We start from the raw sequence: 25,164 nt of genomic DNA on the forward strand, positions 1-25,164 counted from the left end.
TTATTTTTTGATGCGGGAATCAATCAGGCGGGAGATACGGGGGCGTTCCGTTATTCAGGGAATCCAGGTGCGGCGATGAAGCGGGCGATGATGCGGGCGACGAAGTGGGTGATGACGCAGGTCAGGTAGAAAGCCTGAAATTGTGCATCCTTTGGCCGCGTGAGAACCCTCCTTGTATCACAGACCTGCTAATATACAGTTTTTTCCTTCATCCAGTCTTGCATTCAGTTCATACAGCCTCAAATACCTGTAAAAAATCAGGATTTCTCTATATATGGGGGATTTGGATTGGAAAAACCTGCACTTTTGGCCCATTTTCCAGACTCTTAACTTCAATTACAACAACGTGGCCTTACCCCTTGGTCGTGGGCGTCAAGAAGTGCGCAGCCATGCTCGCAGCAGTATATGTCAACAGCGGGTCGTCCCAAACGGGGATGGCCCCAGAGGAAAGGTAATGAGGTGACCAAAAGATTTGAGGAAGATACCGCTATTGCCCTAAACCGCTCACCTTAATCACCCTCTACGCCGACACCCGGCGCTTTCCGTCAAATCGCCAAAGCCGTGCGGGAAGCTATCCCGTTCATGTGGCTGGCCGGACGACAGCGCCCGACGTTTAAGCGATTCCGAAGTGAGTGGATAAGACATGCTGGAGGCGGGGCGGCCTTCGCTCGCTGACAATATGAAGAAACATACGGCGGACCCAAAAAGCCGGCTAGCCAAGGATTGAATCCCTTGACCGGCCGGCTTGTTTTTTGAAACTATAAGAATTTGTAAGCTTCACGATTATCTCTAAGGCGCTGTCTTCGGCTGCAGGGCTGAGGAGGCTATCGCCAGGTGTGCAGCCAATAGCTGCGCAGCTTATTCGGTTGGCTTCAGTGGCAGCTGGGACACATAGCTGTCGGAGAGCTGCAGCAGCCGGAGCGCCCGGTTGTATTCGTCCTCGGTGGCGGCGGGCTGTTTGCCGCCCAGCGCGAGGGGATATTGCGTATTGTCCTCGAAGCTGTTGCCGGGAATAAGCAGTCCGGAGCTTGCAATAAACGAGCCGGACGGCAAATAATAGCGCTCGGGCAGAAGGTTATAAGGCTGATTGATGATGTCCTGGCCAAAATGCAGATGACCCTTCAGGGATACGCCGAGCAGATTGGCAGCGGTCGGCAGAATATCAATCTCTCCCCCGACCTGCTCCAGAGTCTGCGGCTGCGCGTCTCCCGCCCCGTGAATAATCAGCGGAATATTGGTCATATTGGCATACCCGTATTCATGGCCGTAAATCTCGGTCATCAATTCAATGTCGTCATGGTCCAGCGAGTAAATCGGAAGGCCCATATGATCTCCGTAAATCATAATCAGGCTGTTATCCCAAAGGCCATTCTCTTTAAGCTCCTGAACCAGTTGGCCAAATGTGTAGTCGGCATAGTTTTGCGCCCGGATATAATCGCCGACAAAGGTGCCTTCATATCGCTCCGGCAGCTTCATCTTGTATTTTTCCTCGGGAATCGTAAACGGATGATGGGCCGACATGGAAATGATCTGGGCGTAGAACGGCTGGCCGCTCGCGCTCATTTCCTTCAGCTTGGCGGTCGTTTTGCGGTACAGCACCTCATCGGAAGGACCGAAGAAGAAGGTGTCCTCGTCGCCAAAGAACCGGTGATCGTAATATTTCCCCCATCCAAGCGAGCTGTAAAGCTCCCCGCGGTTCCAGAACTCTACATCATTCGTGTGGAAGGTAGCCGTCTGGTAGCCGTTCTTCTCCATCAGCCGCGGCAGGCTCGGCAGCACCTTGTCGACGTACATCTGGGTGGCCGCGCCCCGTGGGGGGATATAGAAGGACGTATTGACGACAAACTCCGCATCCGAGGTGTTGCCCTGGCCGACCATTTGATAGAAATTAGGGAAGTACAAGCTTTCCTTCATTACGGCGTTAAGGTTCGGCGTGATCTCCTTGCCGTCGACCTTAAGACCGATGAGGAAGTTCTGGAGCGATTCCATCTGCAGAATAATCAGGTTCTTGCCCTTGGCCGCGCCCTGAAGCTGCGGATTGGCCGGAACGCTGATCCCTTTGGCCGCATCGACGGCTTCCTGCGTAATGTCGCTGGCTTTCACCAGGTCGATTTTGTCTTGAGCGAAGATCGTGTAGGCCTCATAATTGAGGATGCCCATCTCCTGGGCTTTCTTGATTTCGTTCATGCTGGCCTTGTTCGGCAGCACATTGAACAGGCACAACGCCAGCGACGCGGCGAACAGAGCCGAGAACTTCCGGCTGCCGCGCCCCCGGTTAATTTGTTCCTTCTTGAACATCCGTCCGTTCCGGTTAAAAAGAAAATAATACCCTAATACGAGAACATCGGCGAAAATCAACAGATAATAAGGGTCCATCAGTGAAAATACGCTGTTGCGGACGGCGGTCACCTGATTGACCTGCTCAGCCGCATGATAGGTTACGATGACGCCGTAATATTTGAAATACATAATTGCCGCGAAGAAAATCGCCGTTACCAGCAGATTCACCGTCATATAATAGCCAAGCTTGCGCTTGGACGCGAAACGCTCGATAATGCAGAACAGTGCCCAGGCAAAAGGGATCTCGGTCAGCAGCGACTTCCACGGCAGCAGATTATCAAATATAACCGCCCAGGCCAAATAGCTCTTAAGAATAAACATGATGGTGAAAAAAATAAAAGGTTTAATCAACCACCGTCTAACGTTAATAAATGACACGGCATCGCCTTCTTTCTGGATGTTAACCATCATACCAAAATCCATTATGCCGTTATGTAAACGGAATGTCAAAACTAGAAAGATTGAGCCAAAAGGTGTAAACCCGAACGCTTCCGGGCGCCGTTCACCTTTTCAGCCGGGAATCAAGCTTTAGACGCGGAGAAGCGCCGTAATCGAAGAAAATCGCAGTGAAGAGCAGCAGGAAAGCTGTGGAAAGGAGGGGCCTGCCTTGGCTTCCGTCGTATCCGTTTCAGTAAGAGCGCTTGTGGAGTATGTGTACCGCAGCGGCAGCCTTGAACCAGGCTTTCGCAGCGCCGGTTCCTTGGCGGAGGGGACGCGCATACACCAGCAGATCCAGCAGCAGTATAAAGAAGACGACCGCAAGGAAGTGTACCTTAGCGCGGAAATTCCCTGCGATGGCCTGATTCTCGCCGTCTTCGGACGCTGCGACGGACTGCTGCGGTCCGCAGACGGGAGTCTTACCGTCGAGGAGATCAAGTCGACGGGAGCGCCGGAGCTGCCGGAGGAGGGCCGTGAGGTGCACTGGGCCCAGGCTTTAATGTATGCGCATATGATTATTTTGGAACAGGAGCTTTCGGGTATCACGGCCAGACTCACCTATGTGCACAACGGGACGGGAGAGCGGCGGAGCTTCAAGCGGCTCGTCTCCGCCGCAGAGGCTGCGGCTTTTGCGTACGCTACGGCTGCGGCGTACGCCCCCTATGCGGCTCTGCTGCTTCGGCATGGCGAGCGCAGGACCGAAAGCATCCGCAGGCTGGAATTTCCGTTCCCCGCCTACCGCGAGGGGCAGCGGCGCCTGGCCGGCGCCGTCTATAAGTCCATCACGGACGGTGTGAACCTGTTCGCTCAGGCTCCAACGGGCATCGGGAAGACGATGTCGACCCTATTTCCGGCAGTCAAGGCAATGGGGGCGGGGGAGGGGCGGCTTCGCGGCCTGTTTTACTTGACGGCCAAGACCGTGACGCGGCTGGCCGCTCAGGATGCTTTCGCCCTGATGTTCGCCGGGGGCCTTCATCTGCATGTCGTCACAATCACGGCGAAGGAAAAGGCATGCTTCCGGGAGGAGGGGCTCTGCGGAGCGGACTACTGCCCCTTCGCCGACGGGTATTATGACCGGATTGGCGGCGCGCTGATGGATATGCTGGGAGGCGAAACGCTGATGGACCGCCAGACTCTGGAGCGATACGCGCGCAAGCATACGGTATGTCCGTTCGAGCTGTCGCTGGACGCGGCGTATGTCAGCGACGCCATGATCTGCGATTACAACTATATTTTCGATCCCCGCATCGGCCTGAAGCGCCTCCTTGAGGAACGGAAGAAGGATACGGCGCTGCTTGTCGACGAAGCCCATAATCTGGTCGACCGCGGCCGGGACATGTTCTCGGCAAGCCTGCGCAAAGCGCCGTTCCTGGCGATGAAGCGCCGCTACAAGGGGGCGAACCGCGCGCTCGGCGCCGCAGCGGGAAGCGTCAACACCTTGTTCATTGCTCTGCGCAAAGCGTGCGGGCAGACCGGCTCGCGCGCATGGAACGCATATCCCGAGGAACTGCCGGGTCTGCTGGAATCGTTCGTGCAGGAGGCGGAGCGGGAACTGCTTGGTTCTGCTCCGGCGCGGCTTCCGGAAGGGGAGCAGGAAGACGTACTGCTGGAGTCCTTCTATGCCGCTCAGGCGATGCTGCGCGCCTGCAAAATGTATGACGAGCGTTACATCACTTACGCGGAAACGGACAAAGGCGATGTCTTTCTGAAGCTGTTCAATCTGGACCCGTCGCATCTCCTTACGCAGTCCTCCAAGGGCTTCCGCAGCCGGATTTACTTCTCGGCGACGATGTCGCCCCTCCGCTATTACCGGGAGATGCTCGGGGCGGGCGAGGAGGATTACAGCCTTACGATTCCTTCTCCTTTCCGCAAGGAGCAGTGGAAGGTCGGCATTGTGCCTGTGTCGACGCGGTTTCGCGACCGGGAGGATTCGCTTGGGCCGCTTTCGGAGGCGCTGGCGGCGATGGTTGCCCGCAAAGGCAACTACCTGGTCTTTTTTCCGTCCTACCAGTATTTGCAGAAAGTGTACGATGTCTTTGCCGCTGGCCAGCCCGGGGTCAGGATGCTGGTGCAGGGAAGCGGTATGAACGAAGAAGAACGGGAGAGGTTTCTTGAAGCTTTTCGCCCTGACAACGAGGAGACGCTGCTCGGCTTTGCCGTGCTGGGCGGGATTTTCTCGGAAGGGGTTGATTTGCCGGGAGACCGGCTCGGCGGGGTGATGGTTGTTGGCGTCGGCCTGCCCCAGCTTGGGCTGGAGCGCAACCTGCTGCGGGAATATTTCAGCGCGCAGGGCAAGAACGGATTTGATTACGCCTACGTCTACCCGGGGATGTGCAAGGTGCTGCAGGCGGGAGGGCGCCTCATTCGCAGTGAAAGCGATACCGGAGTGATCGTGCTGGCCGATGACCGCTTTTTGCGGCCTCCGTATTTATGGCTGCTGCCGGAGGAGTGGAGAGACTACCGGGTGCTTGGATAACGCAGTATAATTTTTACAAGAAGAAACGCCCGACAAGCATCCCATAGAGGATATTAAGTGCGTTTCTTGTAGAGATATAAGGCAAGGGGATAAGCATAAATCTATACATTCTATCTTTTGAAAAAGGGTGGCCACAGAAACGGAGGGTTTTGGAAATGACGCTTAACATCGGTATGGTGGGGACCGGAGGGTTCGCCAGGATGCATGCGGACTTGCTGGCCGGTATGAAGGAGGTCAAGCTTCTGGCGGTCTGCGGCACCGGCAGGGACAAGGCGGAAGAGGTGGCGCGGCACTATGCGGCGGCAGGGTATGAGAAGCTTGCGGAAATGCTGGACGCCCATAAGCTGGACGCCGTCTACGTCTGCGTTCCGCCCGGGGCGCACGGCGCGATTGAGCGGACGCTGATCCGAAGAGGCATTCCTTTTTTCGTGGAGAAGCCTCTTGGGGTCAGCACGGAAATTCCGGCCAGTCTTCTGCAGGATATCAAGGAAAGCGGGCTTCTTACCTCGGCAGGCTATCATTTCCGTTACCAGGAGAACGTCCAGCGGCTGAAAGAGCTGCTGAAGGGCGATAAAATCGGGATGGTCGTCGGACAGTGGATGGGCAGCATGCCGGATGCGGCGTGGTGGCGCGACCAGGCGCTGTCCGGCGGGCAGTTTATCGAGCAGACGACGCATATTGTGGACCTGCTTCGCTATCTGGCGGGCGAAGTGACCGAGGTGCATGCGATGTTCGGCAGCCGGGTCATGCATGAGAAGCGCAGCAGCGTCAGCGTTGCGGATGTGGGCACGGTATCGCTGAAGCTTGCGAGCGGCGTGGTGGCGAATATCTCCAATACCTGCGTTCTTCCCGGAGCGGTGGGCAAGGTCGGCCTAAGCTTCTACAACGACCGGGGACTGCTCGACTGGAGTCCGCAGCGGCTGCTGGAGGTGCGGGACGGGGACAGCACGGAATACGCCGGCAGCGGCAACCCTTATGTATTGGAGAGCGAGGCTTTCCTCCATGCCGTCCGGACCGGCGACCGCAGCAGAATATTGAGCGACTACGCCGACGCTTACAAGACGCTTAAGGTGACCTGCGCGGCTGTGGAATCGGCCCGCAAGGAGGCGCCGGTGAAGCTGTGAAACTCCCGGAAGTGGGCGCCAGAAAAAAAAGACACGCTGCTTCAAGCAACATGCTTGAAGCAGGTGTCTTCGGCCCAAGCCGGGGCGGCCTAGTGGAGGAAGACCGCGAGTAGAGCGGGCGTTACGCTGAGCGTAAACAGCGCCGTCAGGATCATCGCGATACTGGAAATGGTTCCGGTCAGCGAACTCAGCTCAAAGGCTTTGGAAGTGCCCATACCGTGCGCGGCGGTTCCCAGCGATACTCCGCGCGCAACTTCATTGTCAATGCGGAAGAGGCGAAGGACCGTCGGTCCCATCAGCGTGCCAAGTACGCCGGTCATAATAACGAATACGGCCGTAATGCTTGGTATGCCCCCTATGCTCTGCGAAATGTTCATGGCGATCGGCGTAGTAACCGACCGGGGCACCAGGCTGGTGGCCAGTTTGCTGCTGAGATGCAGCCAATTGGCCAGGAGAACGGAGGATATGACCGCCATCACCGTACCTGACAGTACGCCTGCCGCAATTTCGGCGGCGTGCTTTTTAAGCACCTTGAAGTTCTTATGCAAAGGGATGGCAAAGGCAACGGTTGCCGGCTGAAGCAGGTCGGTAAGCCATTTGCCTCCCGCATTGTAGGAATCATAGGACACGCCCGTCATCAGCAGGAAGCTGATAATTAGAAGCGGCGTAATGATCAGCGGCGACAAGTACATTTTGCTCTTGGCCGCGTAAATCCGTTTGGAGATCAGATAAATTCCGAGAGTCAGAACCAGACACAGAATTCCGGTCAGCATGTTGTTTTCCCTCCTTGACCTTGAAGATAAGGGCTGTCAGCAGCCCCGAACTTGCCATAACGATAAAGGTTCCGGCAAGTATAATCGCCAGCAGACTGAGGCCGTCCGTCTCAAGCAGCGATGAGTATTTCATAACGCCGATTGCGGAGGGAACGAAGAACAGCAGCAGCTCGGCCAGCAGCCAGGATGCGCCGATTTCCACCCAGCCAAGCCGGACGACGCCGGTCTCCAGCAGGATGAACAATACAACCATGCCGATAATGCTTCCGGGAATCGGAAGATGTAACCAAGAGCTAAGTTCGCTCATTGCAAGGGAGAACACGGACAGCGCACCTACCTGCAGCATTCCAATTATTAGTTTTCTCATAAGGTCCGCCCCTTTCAAGCTATATTGAAATTTTACAATAATTATTTACATAGGTAAAATGAATATATCGAATAGATAATATTCATTTTGTCTATATGGGAGGATTGACGCTTTGGACATCAGGCAGTTGCAGTATTTTGTGGAGGCGGCCCGGCTGAACAGCTTCTCCAAGGCGGCCAAATCATTATATATAACCCAGCCGACCGTCAGCAAGATGATCCGGCAGATCGAGGAGGAGCTGGGAGCCGATTTGTTCTACCGGGAAGGCAAGAGCATTAAACTGACCGACGCGGGCGAGATTCTGCTTGCCAAAGCTCAGAATATCGTCGAATCCTTCAACAGCCTCTCCTCCGAGCTGGACAGCCTGCGCAGCCTGAAGCAGGGCCACATCCGCATCGGCCTGCCGCCCATGGTGGGAGCCAATTTCTTTCCGGCGGTAATCGGACAATTTCACCGTAAATACCCGGACGTCACCATTCGCTTGTACGAAGACGGGGCGAAGAAGGTGGAGAATGATGTGGAGACCGGCGTGCTCGATATCGGCGTCGTTGTTCTCCCCGTGAGCGAAGACCGGTTCCATATTTTCTCCTTTGTGGAAGAAAGATTGGAGCTGCTGGTCCCCTTTGGGCACCGGCTAGCCGGGCGAAGCTCGGTTCCTCTGGTCGAGCTGAAGGATGAGGAGTTTGTCCTGTTCCGCGAGGATTTCGCCCTGCATGACCGTGTGATCGCCGAATGCGTCAAATCGGGCTTCCAGCCCATGGTTGTGTACGAGAGCTCCCAGTGGGATCTGATCGCCCAGATGGTCGCGGCGGGGCTGGGCATTGCGCTGCTGCCGCAGACGATCTGCCGAGACATGGACCGTTCGCGCATTTCCGTCATTACGATGACCGAGCCGGCCATCCCCTGGCAGCTTGGCATGATCTGGCGCAAGGAACGCTATCTGTCCTTTGCCGCTCGTGAATGGATCGCCTATGCCCAAGGTCTGCTGAAGGAGCGGTAGCCGCTGCCGGGACGGACAGAAGATTGTCATGAAAAATTTGGATCATCGACATATTTTTCTTTTTTTGCAAAATATGTTTTTTGGCATCATGAATTATAATAGAGTTTAGACGGTGATAGAGAGAAGGTGACGCAGTGCTGAGAGAATGCAGGGAAGAGGAATTGTTTGTAACCATAGAGAGTCTCAGATGCGAACTGCTGGAGGTTGCCCAGGAGCGAAGTCTCAGCGATCGTACCGTTGTTGAGCTAAGCGAGCGCCTTGACAGTTATATTTTGCTTGCGCAGAATAAAATGATGGAGAATCTTCGCACCCGCAAGAGCAGCAGCCGCCATAGGAGCGACGGCTCCAATTCAAGGAGAACGATGAACTAGCCCAGTTTATACTGATAATTCTCAAGGCCCTTTCGCCGGCATGGCGGAAGGGTCTTTTTAAGATATAAGAATTTAGATAGCGCATACAAGATTTGACAACGGACAAACGCGAAAATATAATTAGGTTGCCTAATTAATAAACTATATAATTATTAGGAATGCTAATTAAATTACGGAGAGACACCGGCAGATGGAGGGACAACAATTGGGATAGAAGAAGATCATGGCCGGCAAGTGCCCCACAAGCTGCTGTTCGCCCTGCAGCAATTGCACAGAGCGCATTGGAAGCATGCTGCGGAAGGACATAAGCCGAGCGAGACTACATTAATGATGTGTATTGCGAGAAATGCCCATTTCGGGAAGCAGGGACCGAAGGTGTCGGAAATCAGCCGTTTGCTGGGGCTGACGCCGCCGACGGTCACCCAGCTTATCAACAGCCTCGAAGCGAAGGAGATGGTATACCGGCAGGCTGATCCGGAGGACCGCAGAGTGGTGCGCGTCCATTTGACCGAGCGGGGCTGTGAGGCTGCGAAGAAGGCGAAGAAGCAAATAGACGCAAACCTAAGTAAGCTCGTGGATTATCTGGGGGAAGAAGACAGCAACCGGCTGGCGGAGCTTCTCATGAAAGTTCATGCCTTCGCCCAGGAGCATTCGTGTTACCTTGACCGCTTGCCAATGAAAGGAGATGAGGAGAATGATTAAGCTATTCAAACAACTGAGGCCTTTTTCGCTGCCGATTGCCGCGATTCTTCTGCTTGTGTTCTTGCAGTCGATGGGCGATTTGTACCTCCCTACCCTGATGTCCGACATCGTGGATAAAGGGATTGTACATCAGGATCGGGCTTTAATCTGGAGAGTCGGCGGGTTTATGCTGCTCGTGGCGGGCGGCGGCGCGCTCTGTTCGATCATTGCCAGCTTTCTGTCATCGAAAGTGGCTATGGGCTTTGGACGCAACACGCGTTCTAAGGTGTTCAGCCATGTGGAGAACTTTACGCTGACCGAATTTGACAAGCTGGGCACGGCCTCCCTCATTACGCGGACGACGAACGACATTACCCAGGTGCAGACGGTGCTGATGATGATGCTGCGGATGATGGTCGGCGCTCCGATGATGATGATCGGCGGCATTATTATGGCGGTATCCGAAGACGCCAAGCTTTCGCTCGTCTTTGTGGTGGTCATACCGGTGCTCGTTCTGGCGATTTCTTACGTGGGCCTCAAGGGGCTGCCGCTCTTCAAGGCGAGCCAGGTCAAGCTCGATAAACTGAATCTGGTGCTGCGCGAGCATCTGGTCGGCATTCGCGTCATTCGTTCCTTCAACCGGATTCAGCATGAGCAGAAGCGATTCAGCGAGGCCAACAGGGACTTGACGGATACGGCCATCAAGGTTAATAAAATCATGGCCCTGCTCATGCCGATGATGATGTTCGTCATGAACTTTTCCATGATCGGCATTCTGTACTTCGGCGGAATCCGGATTGACAGCGGGGACCTTAAGGTCGGCTCGCTTATGGCGTTCATTCAGTATGCCATGCAGATCATGTTCTCGCTGATTATGGTTTCCATGATGTTCGTGCTCATTCCGCGCGCCTCGGCGTCCGCGGTCCGCATCAATGAGGTGCTTGATATGGTGCCGGAGATCACCGATCCAGACGTCAAGCCTTCTTTGGAAGGCCAGCCGTCCGGGCGGGAGCTTCACGGCTTCGTGGAATTCAGGAATGTTTCGTTCTCCTACCCGGGAGCGGAGCAGCCGGCCTTGTCGGATATCAGCTTCAGCGCCCATCCGGGAGAGGTGACGGCGATCATCGGCGGGACCGGCTCCGGCAAATCGACCTTGCTCAGCCTGATTCCCCGCTTCTACGATGCCGTTGAAGGGGAGGTGCTAGTGGACGGGGGCGATGTCCGGGAGCTGACCCAGGAGGAGCTTCGCGCCAAGATCGGCTATGTGCCGCAGAAGGCCGTGCTGTTCACCGGGACGGTCAGCGACAATATCCGGTACGGCATGAAAGACGCTACGGATGAAGAGGTCCGGCATGCGGCCGAAGTCGCGCAGGCGCTGGATTTTGTGTCGGCGATGAAAGACGGCTTTGATTCGGAAATCGCCCAGGGCGGCGGCAACGTCTCCGGCGGACAGAAGCAGCGGCTGTCGATCGCGCGGGCGCTCGTGCGGAAGCCGGAAATCTATTTGTTCGACGACAGCTTCTCCGCGCTCGACTTCAAGACCGACGCCAAGCTGCGGGCGGCCCTCAAAGGGGAAACGACCGAATCGACCGTCCTGATTGTCGCCCAGCGGGTCAGCACCGTTATGGATGCCGACCGGATTATCGTGCTGGAGGAAGGCCGGATTGTCGGTATCGGCAGCCATAGCGAACTGCTTGCAAGCAGCGACGTCTATCGCGAAATCGTGTCTTCGCAGCTGTCAGAGGAGGAAATCGCATGAGTGACAACAATCAGGAATATAAACGTCCCCAGCAATCGCAGGGCCAGCGCCGGGGACCCGGCGGCTTCGGGGGAACCGGCATGATGCTGCCACCGGAAAAAGCGAAGGATTTCAAAAAAACGCTGCGGCGGCTGATCGGGTATTTGCGTCCGAAGCAAATGCAATTGCTGGTCGTCCTTATTACGGCCATCCTTAGTACGGTATTCAGCATTTTCAGCCCGAAGCTTATGGGAAGGGCGACAACGAAACTGTTCGAAGGCGCCTTTGCCAGGATACAGGGCGTACCGGGAGCGGCTATTGATTTTGGCTATATTAATGAAATTTTGCTTATTCTGGGCGGCCTGTATCTGCTGAGCGCCCTCTTCAGCTACATGCAGCAGTATGTCATGGCCGGCGTGGCGCAGAGTGTCGTATTCGACATGCGCGAACAGATCAACAGCAAGCTGGAACGGCTGCCGTTGAAATACTTTGATTCCCGGACGCATGGGGAGATCCTGAGCCGCGCAACCAACGATGTCGACAATATTAGTACGACGCTGCAGCAGAGCTTGACCCAGCTCATCACATCGGTCATTACGATTATCGGAATCATCATTATGATGCTGACCATCAGCCCGTGGCTGACGCTCATCACGATCATTACGCTGCCGCTCAGCTTTGTCGCGATTATAGGCATTACCAAGCGGTCGCAGACCTATTTCGTCAGCCAGCAGAAGTCGCTCGGCCAGCTCAATGGACATGTCGAGGAAATGTACACGGGTCACCGGATCGTCAAGGCGTTCGGACGGGAAAAAGAATCGCTCCGGGATTTCGACCGGATCAACGAGCAGCTCTACGATTCCGGCTGGCGCTCGCAGTTTATGTCCGGCATCATTATGCCGCTGATGATGTTCATCGGCAACCTGGGCTATGTGCTGGTCTGCGTGGTCGGCGGCATCTTTGTCACCAAAAAAATGATTGAGGTCGGCGATATCCAGGCGTTTATCCAGTATTCGCGCCAGTTCATGATGCCGATTACCCAGACAGCCAACATCGCCAACATTATTCAGTCCACCATCGCTTCCGCAGAGCGGGTATTCGAGCTGCTGGACGAGGAAGAGGAAGTGGCGGAAACCGCGGCGGCAGCGGCCGGAAAGACCGGGCATCCTGCCAAGGGAGCGGTGGAATTCAGCCATGTGAAATTCGGATACAAGGAAGACGCCATCCTGATCGAAGATATGAATATAAAGGTCAAACCGGGACAGACTATCGCGATTGTAGGACCGACCGGCGCAGGCAAAACGACGCTGATCAACCTGCTGATGCGGTTCTATGAGCTCAGCGGCGGCCAGATTCTGATCGACGGTGTGGATATTACGGACATGAAGCGCAGCGAGCTACGCGCCCGGTTCGGCATGGTGCTCCAGGATACCTGGCTCTTCAACGGCACGATCCGCGACAACATCGCTTACGGGCGCGAGGGTGCGACCGAGGCGGATGTGGTGCGGGCGGCCAAGGCGGCGCATGCCGACCATTTCATCCGCACGCTGCCGATGGGCTATAACACGGTGCTGAATGAAGAGGCCTCCAATATTTCGCAGGGCCAAAAGCAGCTGCTGACCATCGCCCGCGCCATTCTGGCGGACCCGTCGATCCTGATTCTGGACGAAGCCACAAGCAGCGTCGATACCCGGACGGAGGTGCAGATTCAAAAAGCGATGAACTCGCTGATGGAGGGCAGAACCAGCTTCGTGATCGCCCACCGCCTGTCGACCATCCGCGACGCCGACCTCATTCTCGTAATGAATCACGGCACCGTCATCGAGCAGGGCTCCCACGAAGAGCTGCTTGCACAAGGCGGGTTCTACGCCGAGCTGTACAACAGCCAGTTCTCGGGCGAAGAGCTTTCGAATGCCGTTTAACGTATAAGAAGCGGACATGGAAAAACAGCGCAGAAACGCTCATCCCCGTGAGGGAAGCGGTTCTGCGCTTGTTGGTTTCCGGCGGAACAGAGCGGCCCGGTTGGGGCCTGGGAATATCGTCCGTTATGGGCCATGACTTCAAACGTTCCGCCAGGGACGGATAAAGGGCCAGAGGCAGGCCCTTACTGCGGATTGGTCGTCCAGATGCCCGCTGTCTTGATGAATACGCGGTCCGGCAGCTTCAGCGCCGTCAGCGCCAGCTCGGCGACATCCTCGGGCTGCATCATTCGGTCTTCGTCGCCGATCGGCAGTCCGGCATTGACCGCCAGCGGGGTATTGACGGTGCTCGGCGTCAGAGCCGTAACACGGATGTTGAACTTGCGCACTTCCTGGAAGAGCGCCTCGGTCAGGCCCATCAGCGCGAATTTGGACGCGCAGTAGGCGGAGCCGGTGGCGAAGCCGCGCTCTCCCGCCGTGGACGAGACATTAATGATGCTGCCCGCTTTCTTCTCGATCATGGACGGCAGCGCGGCGCGGGTAACGTAGTAGACGCCGAACAGATTGATGTCGATGTGACGCTTCCACTCTTCCGGGTCCATATCCACCAGGGTGCCGAAGTTGGCGACGCCGGCGTTGTTGATCAGCACATCGAACGTGCCGAGATCATTCTGGATGGCTGCAACCGCGCTCTCCGCTTCTTCCCGGACCGATACATCGGCGACGGCAATGCTGACTTTCACGTTGTATACTTCGGCGATGGCGGCTTTCAGAGCCTCCAGATCGGCGGCGGTCCGGGAGATCAGTCCCAGATTGGCGCCCTCCTTGGCAAGTGTCAGGGCCAGAGCTTTGCCGATGCCTTTGCCGGCGCCGGTAATGACTGCGGTTTTTCCTCTAAGTTCCATTGGTTTACTTCCTCTCCTTTAATAAATAAGTTTCTGTCTCTGTCTGGTTAACCGGGGTCGCTGACAAACATCAGAGGTCCGGTTTGACCAGGGGCCGGGTCGCCGGTCCCTCAATCACTTCGCCATCGAAGGTGTAACGGGAGCCGTGGCATGGGCAATCCCAGGAGCGTTCGCTCTCGTTCCATTCGCATTCACAGCCCATATGTGTACAGGTCCTGTCCACGAGATGAACCTGGCCTTCGGAGTCCTTGTAGGCACCGACCTGCTTTCCATCATGCCGGACAATGGCCCCTTCGTCCAGTCCCAGGTCGTCAATGCTCTTATGCGGAAACGCCACCTTGCCCGTGATAAGCTCCTTGGCCACATTGGCGTTCTGCGCAATGAAATTTTTGATACCCGGATTTGCCTTGAACCGGGACGGATCGTACAGCTCCGTATAAGGACCCGGTTTACGCTGAATCTGATCGGCAATCATCCGCGCCGCCAGCGTCCCGCTCGTCATTCCCCATTTGGCAAAGCCGGTGGCGACATAAATTTCCTTGTCGGCGGATATTTTGCCGATGTAAGGGACCTGATCGACCGTAACCAGATCCTGGGTGGACCAGCGGTAAGGAATCCGGCGAATGCCCAGCAGCTCTCCGGCGAAGACCTCCAGATTCTCATAATGCTTGATCGTACAGCCGCTCTGTCCCGCCTTATGGCTCTCGCCGGCGGCAATGACCAGCCGTTTGCCCTGCCACTCTACCGCGCGGAGGGAACGCCTGGGCTCGCTGGCGCTCAGGTACATCCCGCCTTCGTAGCCGGTTTCGGGCTCGAAGGCCAGGCAGTACGCGCGGTCCGCATGCAGGCGCGCAAAATAGATCTCTCCCCCGTCATAGAAGGGAAAGTGGGAGGCCGATACGGCGTGGCGGCACTTGATGCGATGCCGTCCCCGTTCGGTAAAGAGCGTCAGCCCTCTCTCGTTCTCGACGTCTCTGCTGACCGTGGTGTGCTCATAGACGATTCCGCCCTTGTCCAGAAAGGCCTGAAGCAATCCCTTTAGATACTCAAGAGGGTGGAAGCGGGCCTGTCCCGGAAGCTTGATCGCCCCTCCAATGCGCATAGGCAGCGATACATCATCGACCCATTCCCCCGGCAGTCCCAGCTTGCGGTAAGCCTCAAACTCGGCCTCCAGCCGCTTCAGCGTCTTCTTGTCGTCCGGATTGCCGTACACATAAGCATCCTCGCGCTCCAGGCCGCAGGAGACGCCGAGCTTCTCCGCCGTCTGCACGATCCATTCCAGGCTCTCGCTGTTCGAGCGGAAGTAGGCTATGGCGTTGTCTTCGCCGAAGCGCTTCACCAGGTCGCTGTAGATCAGGCCGTGCTGCGCCGTAATCTTGGCGGTGGTGAAGCCCGTTGTGCCGGAGAGCAGCTCGCTGCCTTCAAGCAGCGTGACCTTCCAGCCTTCCTGAACAAGCAGGTAGGCTGCGGTAATTCCGGTAATGCCGCCGCCCACTATAGCGATATCGGTGGCGTGGTCTTCCGCGAGCCGGGAAAAAGAAGGCAGTTCTGTCGTTCCTCTCCACAGCGATTCCGGCATCTTGGGCAGACCCTCCGGCCATTTGTTATCTGGTTCCATCCCGTAGTTCCTCCTTAATTATACAGTCGTCATTTCAGTTATTACCACTGGATCGGTAAAAGAAACTTCCCCGCAAGGCGCGCATATGCCAAGCGGCCGGCAGCGGAGACGACCAAGGAGGGCTTGATTCCGGCGCAGCCGGGATGGACGGGTCACGATAGGGAGCGGCAAATGGAGCTTTTCTCAGCCATCCGCGTAAGTGTCGGCGGCGCAAACCTTGTTTCTCCCCGAGTTCTTGGCTGCATACAGCGCCTTGTCCGCGTATTGGCTGAGCAAGTCTCCGTCCGCATCCTGAATATTCTCAGGATATGACGCGGCCCCGATGGAGACAGTGAGCTGGACCTTTTTCCCCGAAGGCAGCAAGAAGCGGTCGTTCGCCACAGCAGCCCGGATGCGTTCTCCGGCCTTCTGCGCCTGCTGGAGCGGGCAGTCGGGAAGCAGAATCGTGAACTCCTCCCCGCCGTTGCGGGACACGATATCGTAGGACCGGGAATGGTTGCACAGCCGGCGGGCCAGCTGCTTCAGGACGGCATCTCCCGCCGGATGGCCGTAGGTGTCGTTAATATTCTTGAAATGGTCGATATCGATAACGAGCAGCGACAGACTTGCCCCATGCCGCTCGGCCCGGGCCATCTCCGTGTCCAGGTGGCGGTGGAACTGGTGCAGATTGTTGAGATTGGTCAGGTAGTCCGTAGCTGCCCGCACTTCAAGCTGGGTATACAGATCGTTGGAGCGTTGAATATATTCGGCTACACAATAAACGGCCAGTCCGGCGGCAAGAGTGACGCCAAGCTGCATCGGAAAGAATTCCATGACAGTTTCGAGGTTTCCCAGATTGGTGGCAAGGGTTGTGAAGCTGATTCCCATGCCGATCAGGTTTCCGACCATAACCATGCGCATTCGCGACCAGCGGAGCGTGGAAATCCAACTGCAGCAGAGACCAATCAGCAGCAGGGAGACGCTTGCCGATACCGAAGAGTACATCAAGCCATAGAAGAGAACACGACTTAAGGCCAGGACCGCCGCGCAAATGATGGCGGGCACCCAGCCGATATAGGCGGACACAATGACAATCGTCAAATGGCGGAGATTGGCATAGCTGCCCTGGCCGACCGGAAAAGAATACTTCATCAGGATCATGCCGAACAACCCGAAGAGCAGTCCGATGCCGACGCTTAAGAGCTTGCTGGTGGAACGGCCGGTCACAGCAAACTTCTTGGACAACATGCCCGAAAAAAAAAGAAACGTGACCAGGATGCAAAAGTTGGCGAACAGGCAGTTGATCATTTTAACTATCATCATGTCAATATCAGGAACTCCTTGGATAAAGTGGCCGTTCCAATTGCGGCTCTTGCTTATTTTATATGAAAAATAGTGAGGAATGTTGTAGAAAATTGTCGAAAACAATCGAATTTTTATGAACAGTTTAGGTCTCTTGGAATATCTGAGGTTATTCCAGGCCCCTGCTCCCGATATTGACCGGAATACGCCAGCGATTTATACTTGATCTAAAAATAAAGTAAGGATGATCGAAGTGAGACATCTCAATCTGACTTCCCAACGCCAAGCCGTCTACGATATCGTCCGCGAATCGCATGACCATCCGACCGCGGCGGAGGTTATGAACCGACTGGTGGAGAGGGGCCACAACCTTGCCTATGGCACAGTCTATAATTCGCTGCGCTATCTTGCGGACAAACAGCTCATCAGGGAACTGAAGCTGGGAGAGGCCGCCAGCCGCTATGATGCGAGAATGGACGACCACCAGCATATCATTTGCGAGCGCTGCGGAGCCGTCGACGAGGTGATGAGTCATGTGCCGGAGCATTGGATGGAGGCCGTCGCCAAAGAAACGGGCTATACCATCGGCCATGCGCATGTCGTCTTTGGAGGCATCTGTTCCGCTTGCCGCAACAAGGCTGTCAACTAACTTGCGCGATGCGGCGTAGAGCGCCGCTCGTTCATGCCGGTGTAAAGAGTATACAGGGCTTTCCGGTCCATTCGGCCGGGGAGCCCTATTTATGTCCGTTCATGGATCGGCTGGATATTTTTATAAGGAAATCCGGGAAAAGAGTAGAATTATAGCTAATGGTTGCCGATATATCATTATATTAAACAACACTTTGCTGCTTATTTTATCCAGTTGAATGGGGGAACAGACAAAATGCCAAAGAAAGCCAAGGCCGGCTTGACTCTGCGCACCAGATTAATTGCCACTTATCTGATTGTGCTGATGGTGCCCGGCATCATCATCGGAGCGCTTACCTATCGGTCAGCCAGCAGCGCAGTTACGGACCAGCTTATTAATAATGCGCAGGAAAGTGTCACGGCTGTCAATGAGATCGTCAATTCGAATATTCAGTCCAAAATAAATGACGTAAATTATTTTGTCGATGCCCTGTCCTCGGCTACGGCCAGCAACAAGGCGAACGGGGAAGGCCTTGCGGAACTGAAGGACCGGTTGAAGGAATATGCGGCGATCCATCCGGATGTTCTGGAGGTATACGTCGCGACAGACGAAGGGAAAATGATCCAGGCCTCCGACACCCCTCTGCCCGCCGGGTACGACCCTCGCCTTGAGCCCGCTTATGCGAGCGCCGTAAAACAGGGCAGGGGCGTAGTGATTTCTCCGGTAATGAGCAATGCCAATAAAGAAACGGTTGTTTCCCTGTCTGCCATGCTTAGAGACGGGAACGGCGTATTCGTTCTTGAGTTGAACCTGGAGCAGCTTGCCGGCCTGGTCGATCTTAAGGTCGGCAAGAAAGGGTATATCCTCATTACGGACGGCGGCAAGAGGTTCGTCGTGCATCCCACGGAAACCATCGGTCAAGTGTCTTCCGAGGATTTTATAGCAAAAATGTTCCAGAAGGATTCCGATACGTTCAATTATACCTACAAAGGCGAGGAGAAAAGCCTCACATACAAGGTCAATAAGCTGACCGGATGGAGAATTGCCGGCACAATCAACATCAGCGAAATTACCGGCGCTTCGGATGGTATCCGAAAGGTCGCCCTGATCGTCATTATCGTGTCCTTGCTGCTTGGCCTAATTCCGATCTACTTTATTATACGTTCCCTGCTGCTGCCTCTCAGCAGACTCAGCAAAGCGACGGAGGTTATCAGCAAGGGCGATCTTTCCCAGGATATCGGTTCCTTCGGAAAGGATGAAATCGGCCAGCTGGCCTCCAATTTCAAAACCATGGTCGCGAGTCTCAGGGAAATGATCCTTGGCGTACAGGAGATGACCGACAACGTATCTTCTTCGGCAGCGGAGCTTACAGCCGGAGCCGAACAGACGACCAAGGCGATCGAGCATGTGACCATTGCCATTCAGGAAGTGGCTTCGGGCAGCGATCAGCAGGTGAAGAGTATAGATAAAGGGGTCGAGGGCACTGTCGCGACTGCTGCGGAGGTAAAGAAAATTTCCGCCAATATGGATGAAGTATCGGCAATGATGGATAAATCGACCCGTTCGGCGGCGGAGGGCAACGATTCCGTCATTGAGGTCGTCGACAAGATCAACGCCATTCACGTGACGGTCGAGGAACTGGGCGCCGTCATCGACAAGCTGAATGAACGCAGCGGCCGCATTGTAGGCATCGTCGGCATCATCACGGGCATTGCCCGGCAGACGAATCTGCTGGCGCTTAACGCCTCCATCGAAGCGGCAAGAGCCGGGGAGCAAGGGCGCGGCTTCGCGGTTGTCGCCGCCGAGGTCCGGAAGCTCGCGGAGGAATCGGAGAAATCGGCCAGCCAGATTTCGGAGGTCATTTCTTCCATTCACAGCGAAGTGAAGGCCGCTATAGAAACGATGAACAATGCCAAGGAGAAGGTCTCCGAAGGGATTATGGCGGTCGATACGACCGGACGTTCCTTCTCGCGGATTCGCCGGGCGGTCAAGGGCGCTGCGGAAAAGATTGAAGCGATGAGCGAAGGGGTCCGTACGCTGTCGCGGGAAGCGGGCGGCATGGAACAGGCGATGGAGGTTATCCGCGCCATCTCCCAGGAAACCTCCGCGAACACGGAGACGATTTCCGCAGCTGCGCAGGAGCAGCTCGCCTCCGTCGAGGAAATCGCCTCGTCCTCGTCGGATCTCAGCCGTCTGGCCGATGAGCTGCAGGCTCTGGTCAGCCGGTTCAAGCTGTACGATTCCGCCGCAGAGAGCAAGCTTTCCGAAGAGCAGGTCAAGGGCGGGAATGCTTCGGCTGATGAGGATGGCCCTGCCGGAATAGCCAGCTAGAGCTTTCTTTTGAGCCTCCTTGCAAGTATACTGTTAGGCATCGGCAAGGGGAGAAAAGGAGGCAGCACCATGGCAGATCAACTGGCAGGCATCACCGTCGCTCTCGCCGGTCCGCGCAAATCGGAGGAATTGGCTAAGCTGATAAGCAACATGGGCGGAACCGCGCTGCTGCGGCCCGCCCAGGGCACCGTGTTTCTTGACGACGAGGAGCTTCGCCAGGAGCTGGAGCTCTGGACCGCGAATCCCCCCGATTGGACGATTCTGACAACGGGCATGGGGCTTGACGCGCTGTTCATGACAGCGGGCAGCATGGGAATTGAGGAACGGCTTCAGGATGCTCTGGCCGGTTCAATGATCGCGGCCCGGGGCTACAAGACGGTTAACGCGCTCAAGAAAAGAGGGCTTGTCCCCGACGTCCGCGACGATGACGGAAGCACGACCGGCCTGATCCGTGGACTTGCGCCCTTCGATCTTCGGGGCAAGAAGGTGATTCTCCAGCTGCATGGCGACCCCGCTCCACGGCTGAACGCCTGGCTTGAAGAAGTCGGCGCGGAAGTCCGGCAGGTGTTGCCTTATCGGCATACGCCTCCGAAGCAGGAGGAGCTTGAGCGGTTATTGACGGAGATCACGGAGGAGAAGGTCGATGCCGTTGCCTTCACCAGCGCGCCGCAGATGCGCTTTCTGGCGGAATACGCTCTCGGCTGCGGCAGGCTGCAGGCGATGCTTCACGCTTTTGAGAACGGCGTGCTGGCGGTTGCGGTGGGCCGGATTACAGCCGATGCGCTGAAGGAGGCCGGAGTGAAGCGGATCATCATGCCGGAGCAGGAACGGATGGGCAGCATGATCGTGGAGCTTGGCCGCTATTTGGCCGCCCGGAGCTAGAGCGTGCCCGGCGTCAAGGGAAATAAGAGCATTTCCGCTTTGCGGTTTGGGCGGAAATGCTCTTTATATTTTCGCGGATTGGCAGGCGGAAGGGGTGTTCGCTTCCTTTGAATGGACATCCGGCATCATTTTCCTTAAAATATAGGCAGTATGAATGGATTGATTACGGATCTTAAACGAGGAGGCCCTTATGGATAAAAGAAAATGTCTGCTATTGGGCGAATACACACATCCCCGATTCCATCCGCTTCAGGGTGTGGATAAGCAAATTACCCATATATTAAACGATCTGATGATCGTCCAGTGCACGGAAAACAGAAAAATGCTGCTCAGCGAGAATTTGAGCGGCTACGATCTGTGCATCGCCTATAACGAGCTGTGGAATGAATCGGTTTCCCCGCAGCAGACGGCCGGATTATTAAGCTATGTCGCTGGCGGCGGCGGGCTCATCGTTCTACATACGGGCGTGTCCCTTGCGAACCGGAATGAGCTGGCCCAATTGATCGGCGCCAGATTTGCCGGACATCCGCCATACGGACCGCTTGAATTCCGTACGCGCGAGCATGATATAACCGAGGGGGTCGAGAGCTTCTCGCTTGAGGAAGAGCCGTACCGCTATGAGTTCGATCCGTTTACGGAGAAGACGGTGCTGCTCGAATTCGAGGCGGGCGGACAGTGGTGGCCGGCCGGCTGGTGCCATAGCTATGGTCTTGGACGGGTCGTCTATCTGATGCCCGGACATCATGAGCCGTCGTTCCGCCATCCGGCGGTGCGGACCCTGCTTCTGCAAGCCGCCACGTGGGCGGCCCGGATTCCGATCCGGCAGTAGAGAATCTTCCTTTTGTACGCCCCCCTTTGGGTAGGGTATAATTTAGTTGTTGCCCCGTGCCTTTAGCAAAACGGAATCCAAGGAGGAAGAGACTATGAGCGATTTGTTGAAAAAAGCGATCTCTTTAGGAGTGGGACTTACCGTTGTCAGCAAGGAAAAGGTGGAAAAAGTTGTAGATGAGCTGGTCAAGCGGGGAGAAGTGGCTCCCTCGGAATCGAAGGCGCTTGTCGACCGGCTGATCGAGCGGGGCGAAGAAGAACGGGGCGTGTTCAAGTCGGCGGTTCAGGAGCAGGTGCAGCGCGTGCTTAAGGACTTGAATGTTCCGGTAAAAAGCGACATCTCCGCTTTGGAGGAACGGATAGCCGTTCTGGAGCGGCGCTTGGCTGAACTTGAAGGCACATCCCAAGAAGGAACGCTCCCGGTAGAAGGAATCGTGCCGGATACGCATACCGATTGAAATGGTCCGGATCAGACATGCCGGACGTTACCGTTCCATCGCCATGGCGCTGATGCGCCATGGCTTCGGCTTTATGGTGGAAGAACTGGGATTGTACCGCGTTCTGTCGCTTCCGCGCCGGCTGGGAGCGCAGGAGCTTCAGCATCCCACCCGGACGCTGGGAGAGCGGATCAGGCTGGTGCTGGAAGATTTAGGCCCAACGTTTGTGAAGCTGGGGCAGGTCGCCAGCACACGCTCGGACCTGCTTCCGGAGTCGATTATTAATGAACTGGTGAAGCTTCAGGATCATGTGCCGCCTTTCCCGGCGGAAATGGCCCGGAATATTGTGGAACAGGAGCTGGATCAGCCGCTTGGCGAGATCTTCGACTCTTTTGAGGAGACGCCGCTTGCCGCCGCTTCCATCGGGCAGGTTCACCGCGGGGTTCTGCTTAGCGGGCAGCCGGTCGCAATCAAGATTCAGCGGCCCGGCGTGATGCGCATGATGAGCCGCGACCTGGAAATTCTCCGCGATCTGACGGGGCTTGCCGAAAGGCGGCTGGGCTGGGCGAGACAGTACAGTGTCTCCCGGATGGCGGAGGAGTTCTCCAGATCGCTGATGAACGAGCTGGACTACAGCCAGGAGGGCCGCAGCGCGGAGAGAATCGCGCAGCAGCTTGTGAACAACAAATCGGTGTATATTCCGGCCATCTATTGGGATTACACCTCCTCGCGCGTGCTGACGATGGAGTTTGTCGAGGGGATTACGCTCAATCGGCGCGAAGCGCTGCTGAGCAGGGGCGTGAATCTCAAGGATACCGCGGAGCGCCTGGTGGATATTATGCTGAAGCAGATTTTCATCGACGGCTTCTTTCATGCCGATCCCCATCCCGGCAACGTGATGCTGACGGACGGCGGGCAGATCGCGCTGATTGATTTCGGCATGGTCGGCAGGCTGAGCGAGGAGACAAGGGATCATCTGTCGAGTCTCATTATCGCTTTGATGCGCAAAAATACGGAAGCCATGGTCCGGGCAATTTTACGCCTTGGCGTCATTCCGGAGGATGCAGACCCGTCCGCGCTCTATGAGGACATGGACCGGCTGAGAGAGGAATACTATGATGTCCCGTTCAGCCAGGTCAGCATCGGCAAGGCGCTGAATGATCTGTTCGCGGTTGCCCGGCGGCATCATCTGGCGATTCCGCCCGATCTGGCGATGCTGGGGAAGACGATGCTGACTCTGGAAGGGGTCGTGGGCAATCTGGACCCTTCCTTCAGCATCATTCAAATGGCGGAGCCTTTTGGCAGGCAGCTTGTGAAGCAGCGCTTCAGCAGCAGCCGATTGCAGCGGAAGCTGCTCGGCGGAGTTGCGGAGCTTGCCGAAAGCCTTGTGGAGCTGCCCGGACAAGCCCGGCAGCTGTCGGCGCTGATCAGCAAGGGCAAGCTGAAGGTGGAGGTCGGCGTGCCCGAGCTGCAGAGCCTGCTGCGCAAGCTGGACCGGATTGGCAACCGGCTCTCCTTCAGCATCGTGCTGCTGGCGTTCAGCATTATTATGGTTGGGCTGATTATCGGTTCGTCTCTGCGCCGCGAGCCGTCAATGCTATGGAATTTCCCCACCGTCGAAATTGGCTCGGTGGTTGCGCTGTTCATGTTTATCTGGCTGCTGTACTCGATTTTTAAATCGGGACGCTTCTAGGGCAGAATAGGATTAACCTAGCCGGGATTGCGGTTAGAATAGGAAGAACACAGGACGGAAGAGCTCTGCTTGGAGTTCTTCCGCTTTTCATGTATCGCTGAATATTTTGAAATGAAGAGGTGAAGAAATTGCCAGGATTTAAAGATTTGGGAGTTTCGGAGGCGCTGACCGCGCTTCTTAAGGGGAATGGAATTGCACAGCCTACTCCGGTGCAAGCTGAGGCGATTCCGCCGCTTGTACAGGGTCTGGACGTCATAGCAAGGGCAAAGACCGGTACGGGCAAGACACTGGCCTTTCTGCTGCCGATACTGGATAAGATCAGGACGGACCGCCCGTTCCCGCAGGCGCTGATTATGGCGCCGACGCGGGAGCTGGCGCTCCAGATCACGGAGGAAGCGCGGAAGCTGACGAGCCAGAGCGATATCAAGATCCTGGCGGTGTACGGCGGACAGGATGTCGAGAAGCAGCTGCGGAAGCTGGAGGGCGGCAGGCATCTCATTATCGGCACGCCGGGAAGGCTGCTGGACCACATGCGCCGCGGGACGCTGGCTTTGGGCGGAGTCCATATGCTGGTGCTCGACGAAGCGGATCAGATGCTGCATATGGGCTTTCTGGACGAGGTGGAGAGCATTATTACGGCGATCCCTTCGCGGAGGCAGACGATGCTGTTCTCGGCGACCATGCCGGACCCGATCAAGCAGCTTGCGGCCAGTTATATGAAACAGCCGATCGATATTGTGATAAAGAGCGGTTCCCCGATTCCGCTGGACAATATCCGCCAGCAGGTCGTCGAATGTACCGACCGCGCCAAGGAAGAGGCGCTTAAGGCGCTGATTGAACGGGACCGGCCGTATTTGGCCATTATCTTCTGCCGGACGAAGCGCCGGGTGTCGAAGCTGAGCGACGCGCTGCGGGAAGCGGGCTACGACTGCGATGAGCTGCATGGCGACCTGTCGCAGAACAAGCGGGAAGCGGTCATGAAGACGTTCCGGGAGGCGAAGCTTCAGCTTCTCGTGGCCACGGACGTCGCCGCGCGCGGCCTTGACGTGGAAGGTGTAACCCATGTCTTCAACTACGATATGCCGCTCGATGTGGACAGCTATATCCACCGCATCGGCCGCACCGGGCGGGCGGGCGGCAAAGGGCTGGCGATCACCTTCGCCTCGGCGCGCGACCGCGCCGGGCTTGAGATGATCGAGCGCGGCATTGCGCAGCGGCTGGAGCGCCGCCGCTATGAGAAGGGCGAGTTCGGCGAGGCCCGATTCACCACAGGCACGGGCGGCGGCGCTCGTGCGGGCAGAGCGCCCGAGGCCGCGCGGGCCGGGCGCGGGCCG

General features: G+C 56.4%; 19 protein-coding genes and 2 pseudogenes. 15 read left to right on the plus strand and 6 right to left on the minus strand.

The window, feature by feature from the left end; translation table 11 throughout:
* Positions 1 to 476: 476 nt before the first annotated feature.
* Positions 477 to 633 (plus strand): annotated as a pseudogene (locus tag L692_RS34135) (IS1182 family transposase); the annotation flags it as partial.
* Positions 634 to 858: 225 nt separating this feature from the next.
* On the opposite strand, the gene L692_RS0120730 reads toward L692_RS34135, so the two are convergent.
* Positions 859 to 2,748: an LTA synthase family protein gene (locus L692_RS0120730; protein WP_051503550.1), complete on the minus strand. Its 1,890-nt coding sequence runs from the start codon at positions 2,746 to 2,748 to the stop codon at positions 859 to 861.
* 199 nt (positions 2,749 to 2,947) lie between these two features.
* On the opposite strand from L692_RS0120730, the gene L692_RS0120735 reads away from it, so the two are divergent.
* Together L692_RS0120735 and L692_RS0120740 are read left to right on the plus strand one after the other, a co-directional pair.
* Positions 2,948 to 5,254: an ATP-dependent DNA helicase gene (locus L692_RS0120735; RefSeq protein WP_025701943.1), complete on the plus strand. Its 2,307-nt coding sequence runs from the start codon at positions 2,948 to 2,950 to the stop codon at positions 5,252 to 5,254.
* A gap of 155 nt (positions 5,255 to 5,409) precedes the next feature.
* Positions 5,410 to 6,378: a Gfo/Idh/MocA family protein gene (locus tag L692_RS0120740; protein WP_025701944.1), complete on the plus strand. Its 969-nt coding sequence runs from the start codon at positions 5,410 to 5,412 to the stop codon at positions 6,376 to 6,378.
* Between the two features lie 89 nt (positions 6,379 to 6,467).
* Here L692_RS0120740 and L692_RS0120745 read toward each other — a convergent pair whose 3' ends face one another.
* Positions 6,468 to 7,151: a CidB/LrgB family autolysis modulator gene (locus L692_RS0120745; RefSeq protein WP_025701945.1), complete on the minus strand. Its 684-nt coding sequence runs from the start codon at positions 7,149 to 7,151 to the stop codon at positions 6,468 to 6,470.
* A gap of 4 nt (positions 7,152 to 7,155) precedes the next feature.
* A pseudogene (locus L692_RS29650) lies at positions 7,156 to 7,518 on the minus strand (CidA/LrgA family protein); the annotation flags it as partial.
* A 112-nt stretch (positions 7,519 to 7,630) separates the two neighbouring features.
* Between L692_RS29650 and cidR the strand changes: the two are divergent.
* From cidR to L692_RS0120775, 5 genes are all read left to right on the plus strand, one after another.
* Positions 7,631 to 8,518 (plus strand): cidABC operon transcriptional activator CidR, encoded by an 888-nt coding sequence (gene cidR / locus L692_RS0120755; RefSeq protein WP_025701947.1) that lies wholly within the window; start codon positions 7,631 to 7,633, stop codon positions 8,516 to 8,518.
* A 134-nt stretch (positions 8,519 to 8,652) separates the two neighbouring features.
* Complete coding sequence (locus L692_RS0120760; RefSeq protein ID WP_025701948.1) at positions 8,653 to 8,889, plus strand: aspartyl-phosphate phosphatase Spo0E family protein; 237 nt, start codon at positions 8,653 to 8,655, stop codon at positions 8,887 to 8,889.
* Between the two features lie 234 nt (positions 8,890 to 9,123).
* Complete coding sequence (locus tag L692_RS0120765) at positions 9,124 to 9,591, plus strand: MarR family winged helix-turn-helix transcriptional regulator (protein ID WP_025701949.1); 468 nt, start codon at positions 9,124 to 9,126, stop codon at positions 9,589 to 9,591.
* A complete protein-coding gene (locus L692_RS0120770; protein WP_025701950.1) occupies positions 9,584 to 11,329 on the plus strand; it encodes an ABC transporter ATP-binding protein in 1,746 nt (581 codons plus the stop codon). Before L692_RS0120765 ends, L692_RS0120770 begins: the two co-directional genes overlap by 8 nt.
* Entirely contained in the window at positions 11,326 to 13,230 is a 1,905-nt protein-coding gene (locus L692_RS0120775) for an ABC transporter ATP-binding protein (protein ID WP_025701951.1), read from the plus strand. Before L692_RS0120770 ends, L692_RS0120775 begins: the two co-directional genes overlap by 4 nt.
* A gap of 182 nt (positions 13,231 to 13,412) precedes the next feature.
* On the opposite strand, the gene L692_RS0120780 is transcribed toward L692_RS0120775, so the two are convergent.
* The 3 genes from L692_RS0120780 to L692_RS0120790 all read right to left on the minus strand — a co-directional run bounded on the left by L692_RS0120780 (position 13,413) and on the right by L692_RS0120790 (position 17,052).
* Entirely contained in the window at positions 13,413 to 14,132 is a 720-nt protein-coding gene (locus L692_RS0120780) for a 3-ketoacyl-ACP reductase (RefSeq protein ID WP_025701952.1), read from the minus strand.
* 70 nt (positions 14,133 to 14,202) lie between these two features.
* Positions 14,203 to 15,750 (minus strand): FAD-dependent oxidoreductase, encoded by a 1,548-nt coding sequence (locus L692_RS0120785; RefSeq protein ID WP_025701953.1) that lies wholly within the window; start codon positions 15,748 to 15,750, stop codon positions 14,203 to 14,205.
* Positions 15,751 to 15,933: 183 nt separating this feature from the next.
* Positions 15,934 to 17,052: a diguanylate cyclase gene (locus tag L692_RS0120790; RefSeq protein ID WP_051503551.1), complete on the minus strand. Its 1,119-nt coding sequence runs from the start codon at positions 17,050 to 17,052 to the stop codon at positions 15,934 to 15,936.
* Positions 17,053 to 17,284: 232 nt separating this feature from the next.
* On the opposite strand from L692_RS0120790, the gene L692_RS0120795 reads away from it, so the two are divergent.
* The 7 genes from L692_RS0120795 to L692_RS0120830 form a co-directional block, all read left to right on the plus strand.
* Complete coding sequence (locus tag L692_RS0120795) at positions 17,285 to 17,680, plus strand: Fur family transcriptional regulator (RefSeq protein ID WP_025701955.1); 396 nt, start codon at positions 17,285 to 17,287, stop codon at positions 17,678 to 17,680.
* Between the two features lie 234 nt (positions 17,681 to 17,914).
* On the plus strand, positions 17,915 to 19,990 hold the full coding sequence (locus L692_RS0120800; RefSeq protein ID WP_025701956.1) for a methyl-accepting chemotaxis protein: 2,076 nt from the start codon (positions 17,915 to 17,917) through the stop codon (positions 19,988 to 19,990).
* Between the two features lie 69 nt (positions 19,991 to 20,059).
* A complete protein-coding gene (locus L692_RS0120805; protein ID WP_025701957.1) occupies positions 20,060 to 20,872 on the plus strand; it encodes a uroporphyrinogen-III synthase in 813 nt (270 codons plus the stop codon).
* A 190-nt stretch (positions 20,873 to 21,062) separates the two neighbouring features.
* A complete protein-coding gene (locus L692_RS0120815; RefSeq protein WP_025701958.1) occupies positions 21,063 to 21,701 on the plus strand; it encodes a ThuA domain-containing protein in 639 nt (212 codons plus the stop codon).
* A 49-nt stretch (positions 21,702 to 21,750) separates the two neighbouring features.
* Positions 21,751 to 22,158: a phasin family protein gene (locus L692_RS0120820; protein WP_269636739.1), complete on the plus strand. Its 408-nt coding sequence runs from the start codon at positions 21,751 to 21,753 to the stop codon at positions 22,156 to 22,158.
* Position 22,159: 1 nt separating this feature from the next.
* On the plus strand, positions 22,160 to 23,830 hold the full coding sequence (locus tag L692_RS0120825) for an ABC1 kinase family protein (RefSeq protein WP_025701960.1): 1,671 nt from the start codon (positions 22,160 to 22,162) through the stop codon (positions 23,828 to 23,830).
* Between the two features lie 128 nt (positions 23,831 to 23,958).
* A partial coding sequence (locus tag L692_RS0120830; RefSeq protein ID WP_025701961.1) for a DEAD/DEAH box helicase occupies positions 23,959 to 25,164 on the plus strand: 1,206 nt, incomplete at its 3' end.

Source organism: Paenibacillus forsythiae T98 (genome assembly GCF_000520735.1).
Classification (GTDB): domain Bacteria; phylum Bacillota; class Bacilli; order Paenibacillales; family Paenibacillaceae; genus Paenibacillus_AQ; species Paenibacillus_AQ forsythiae.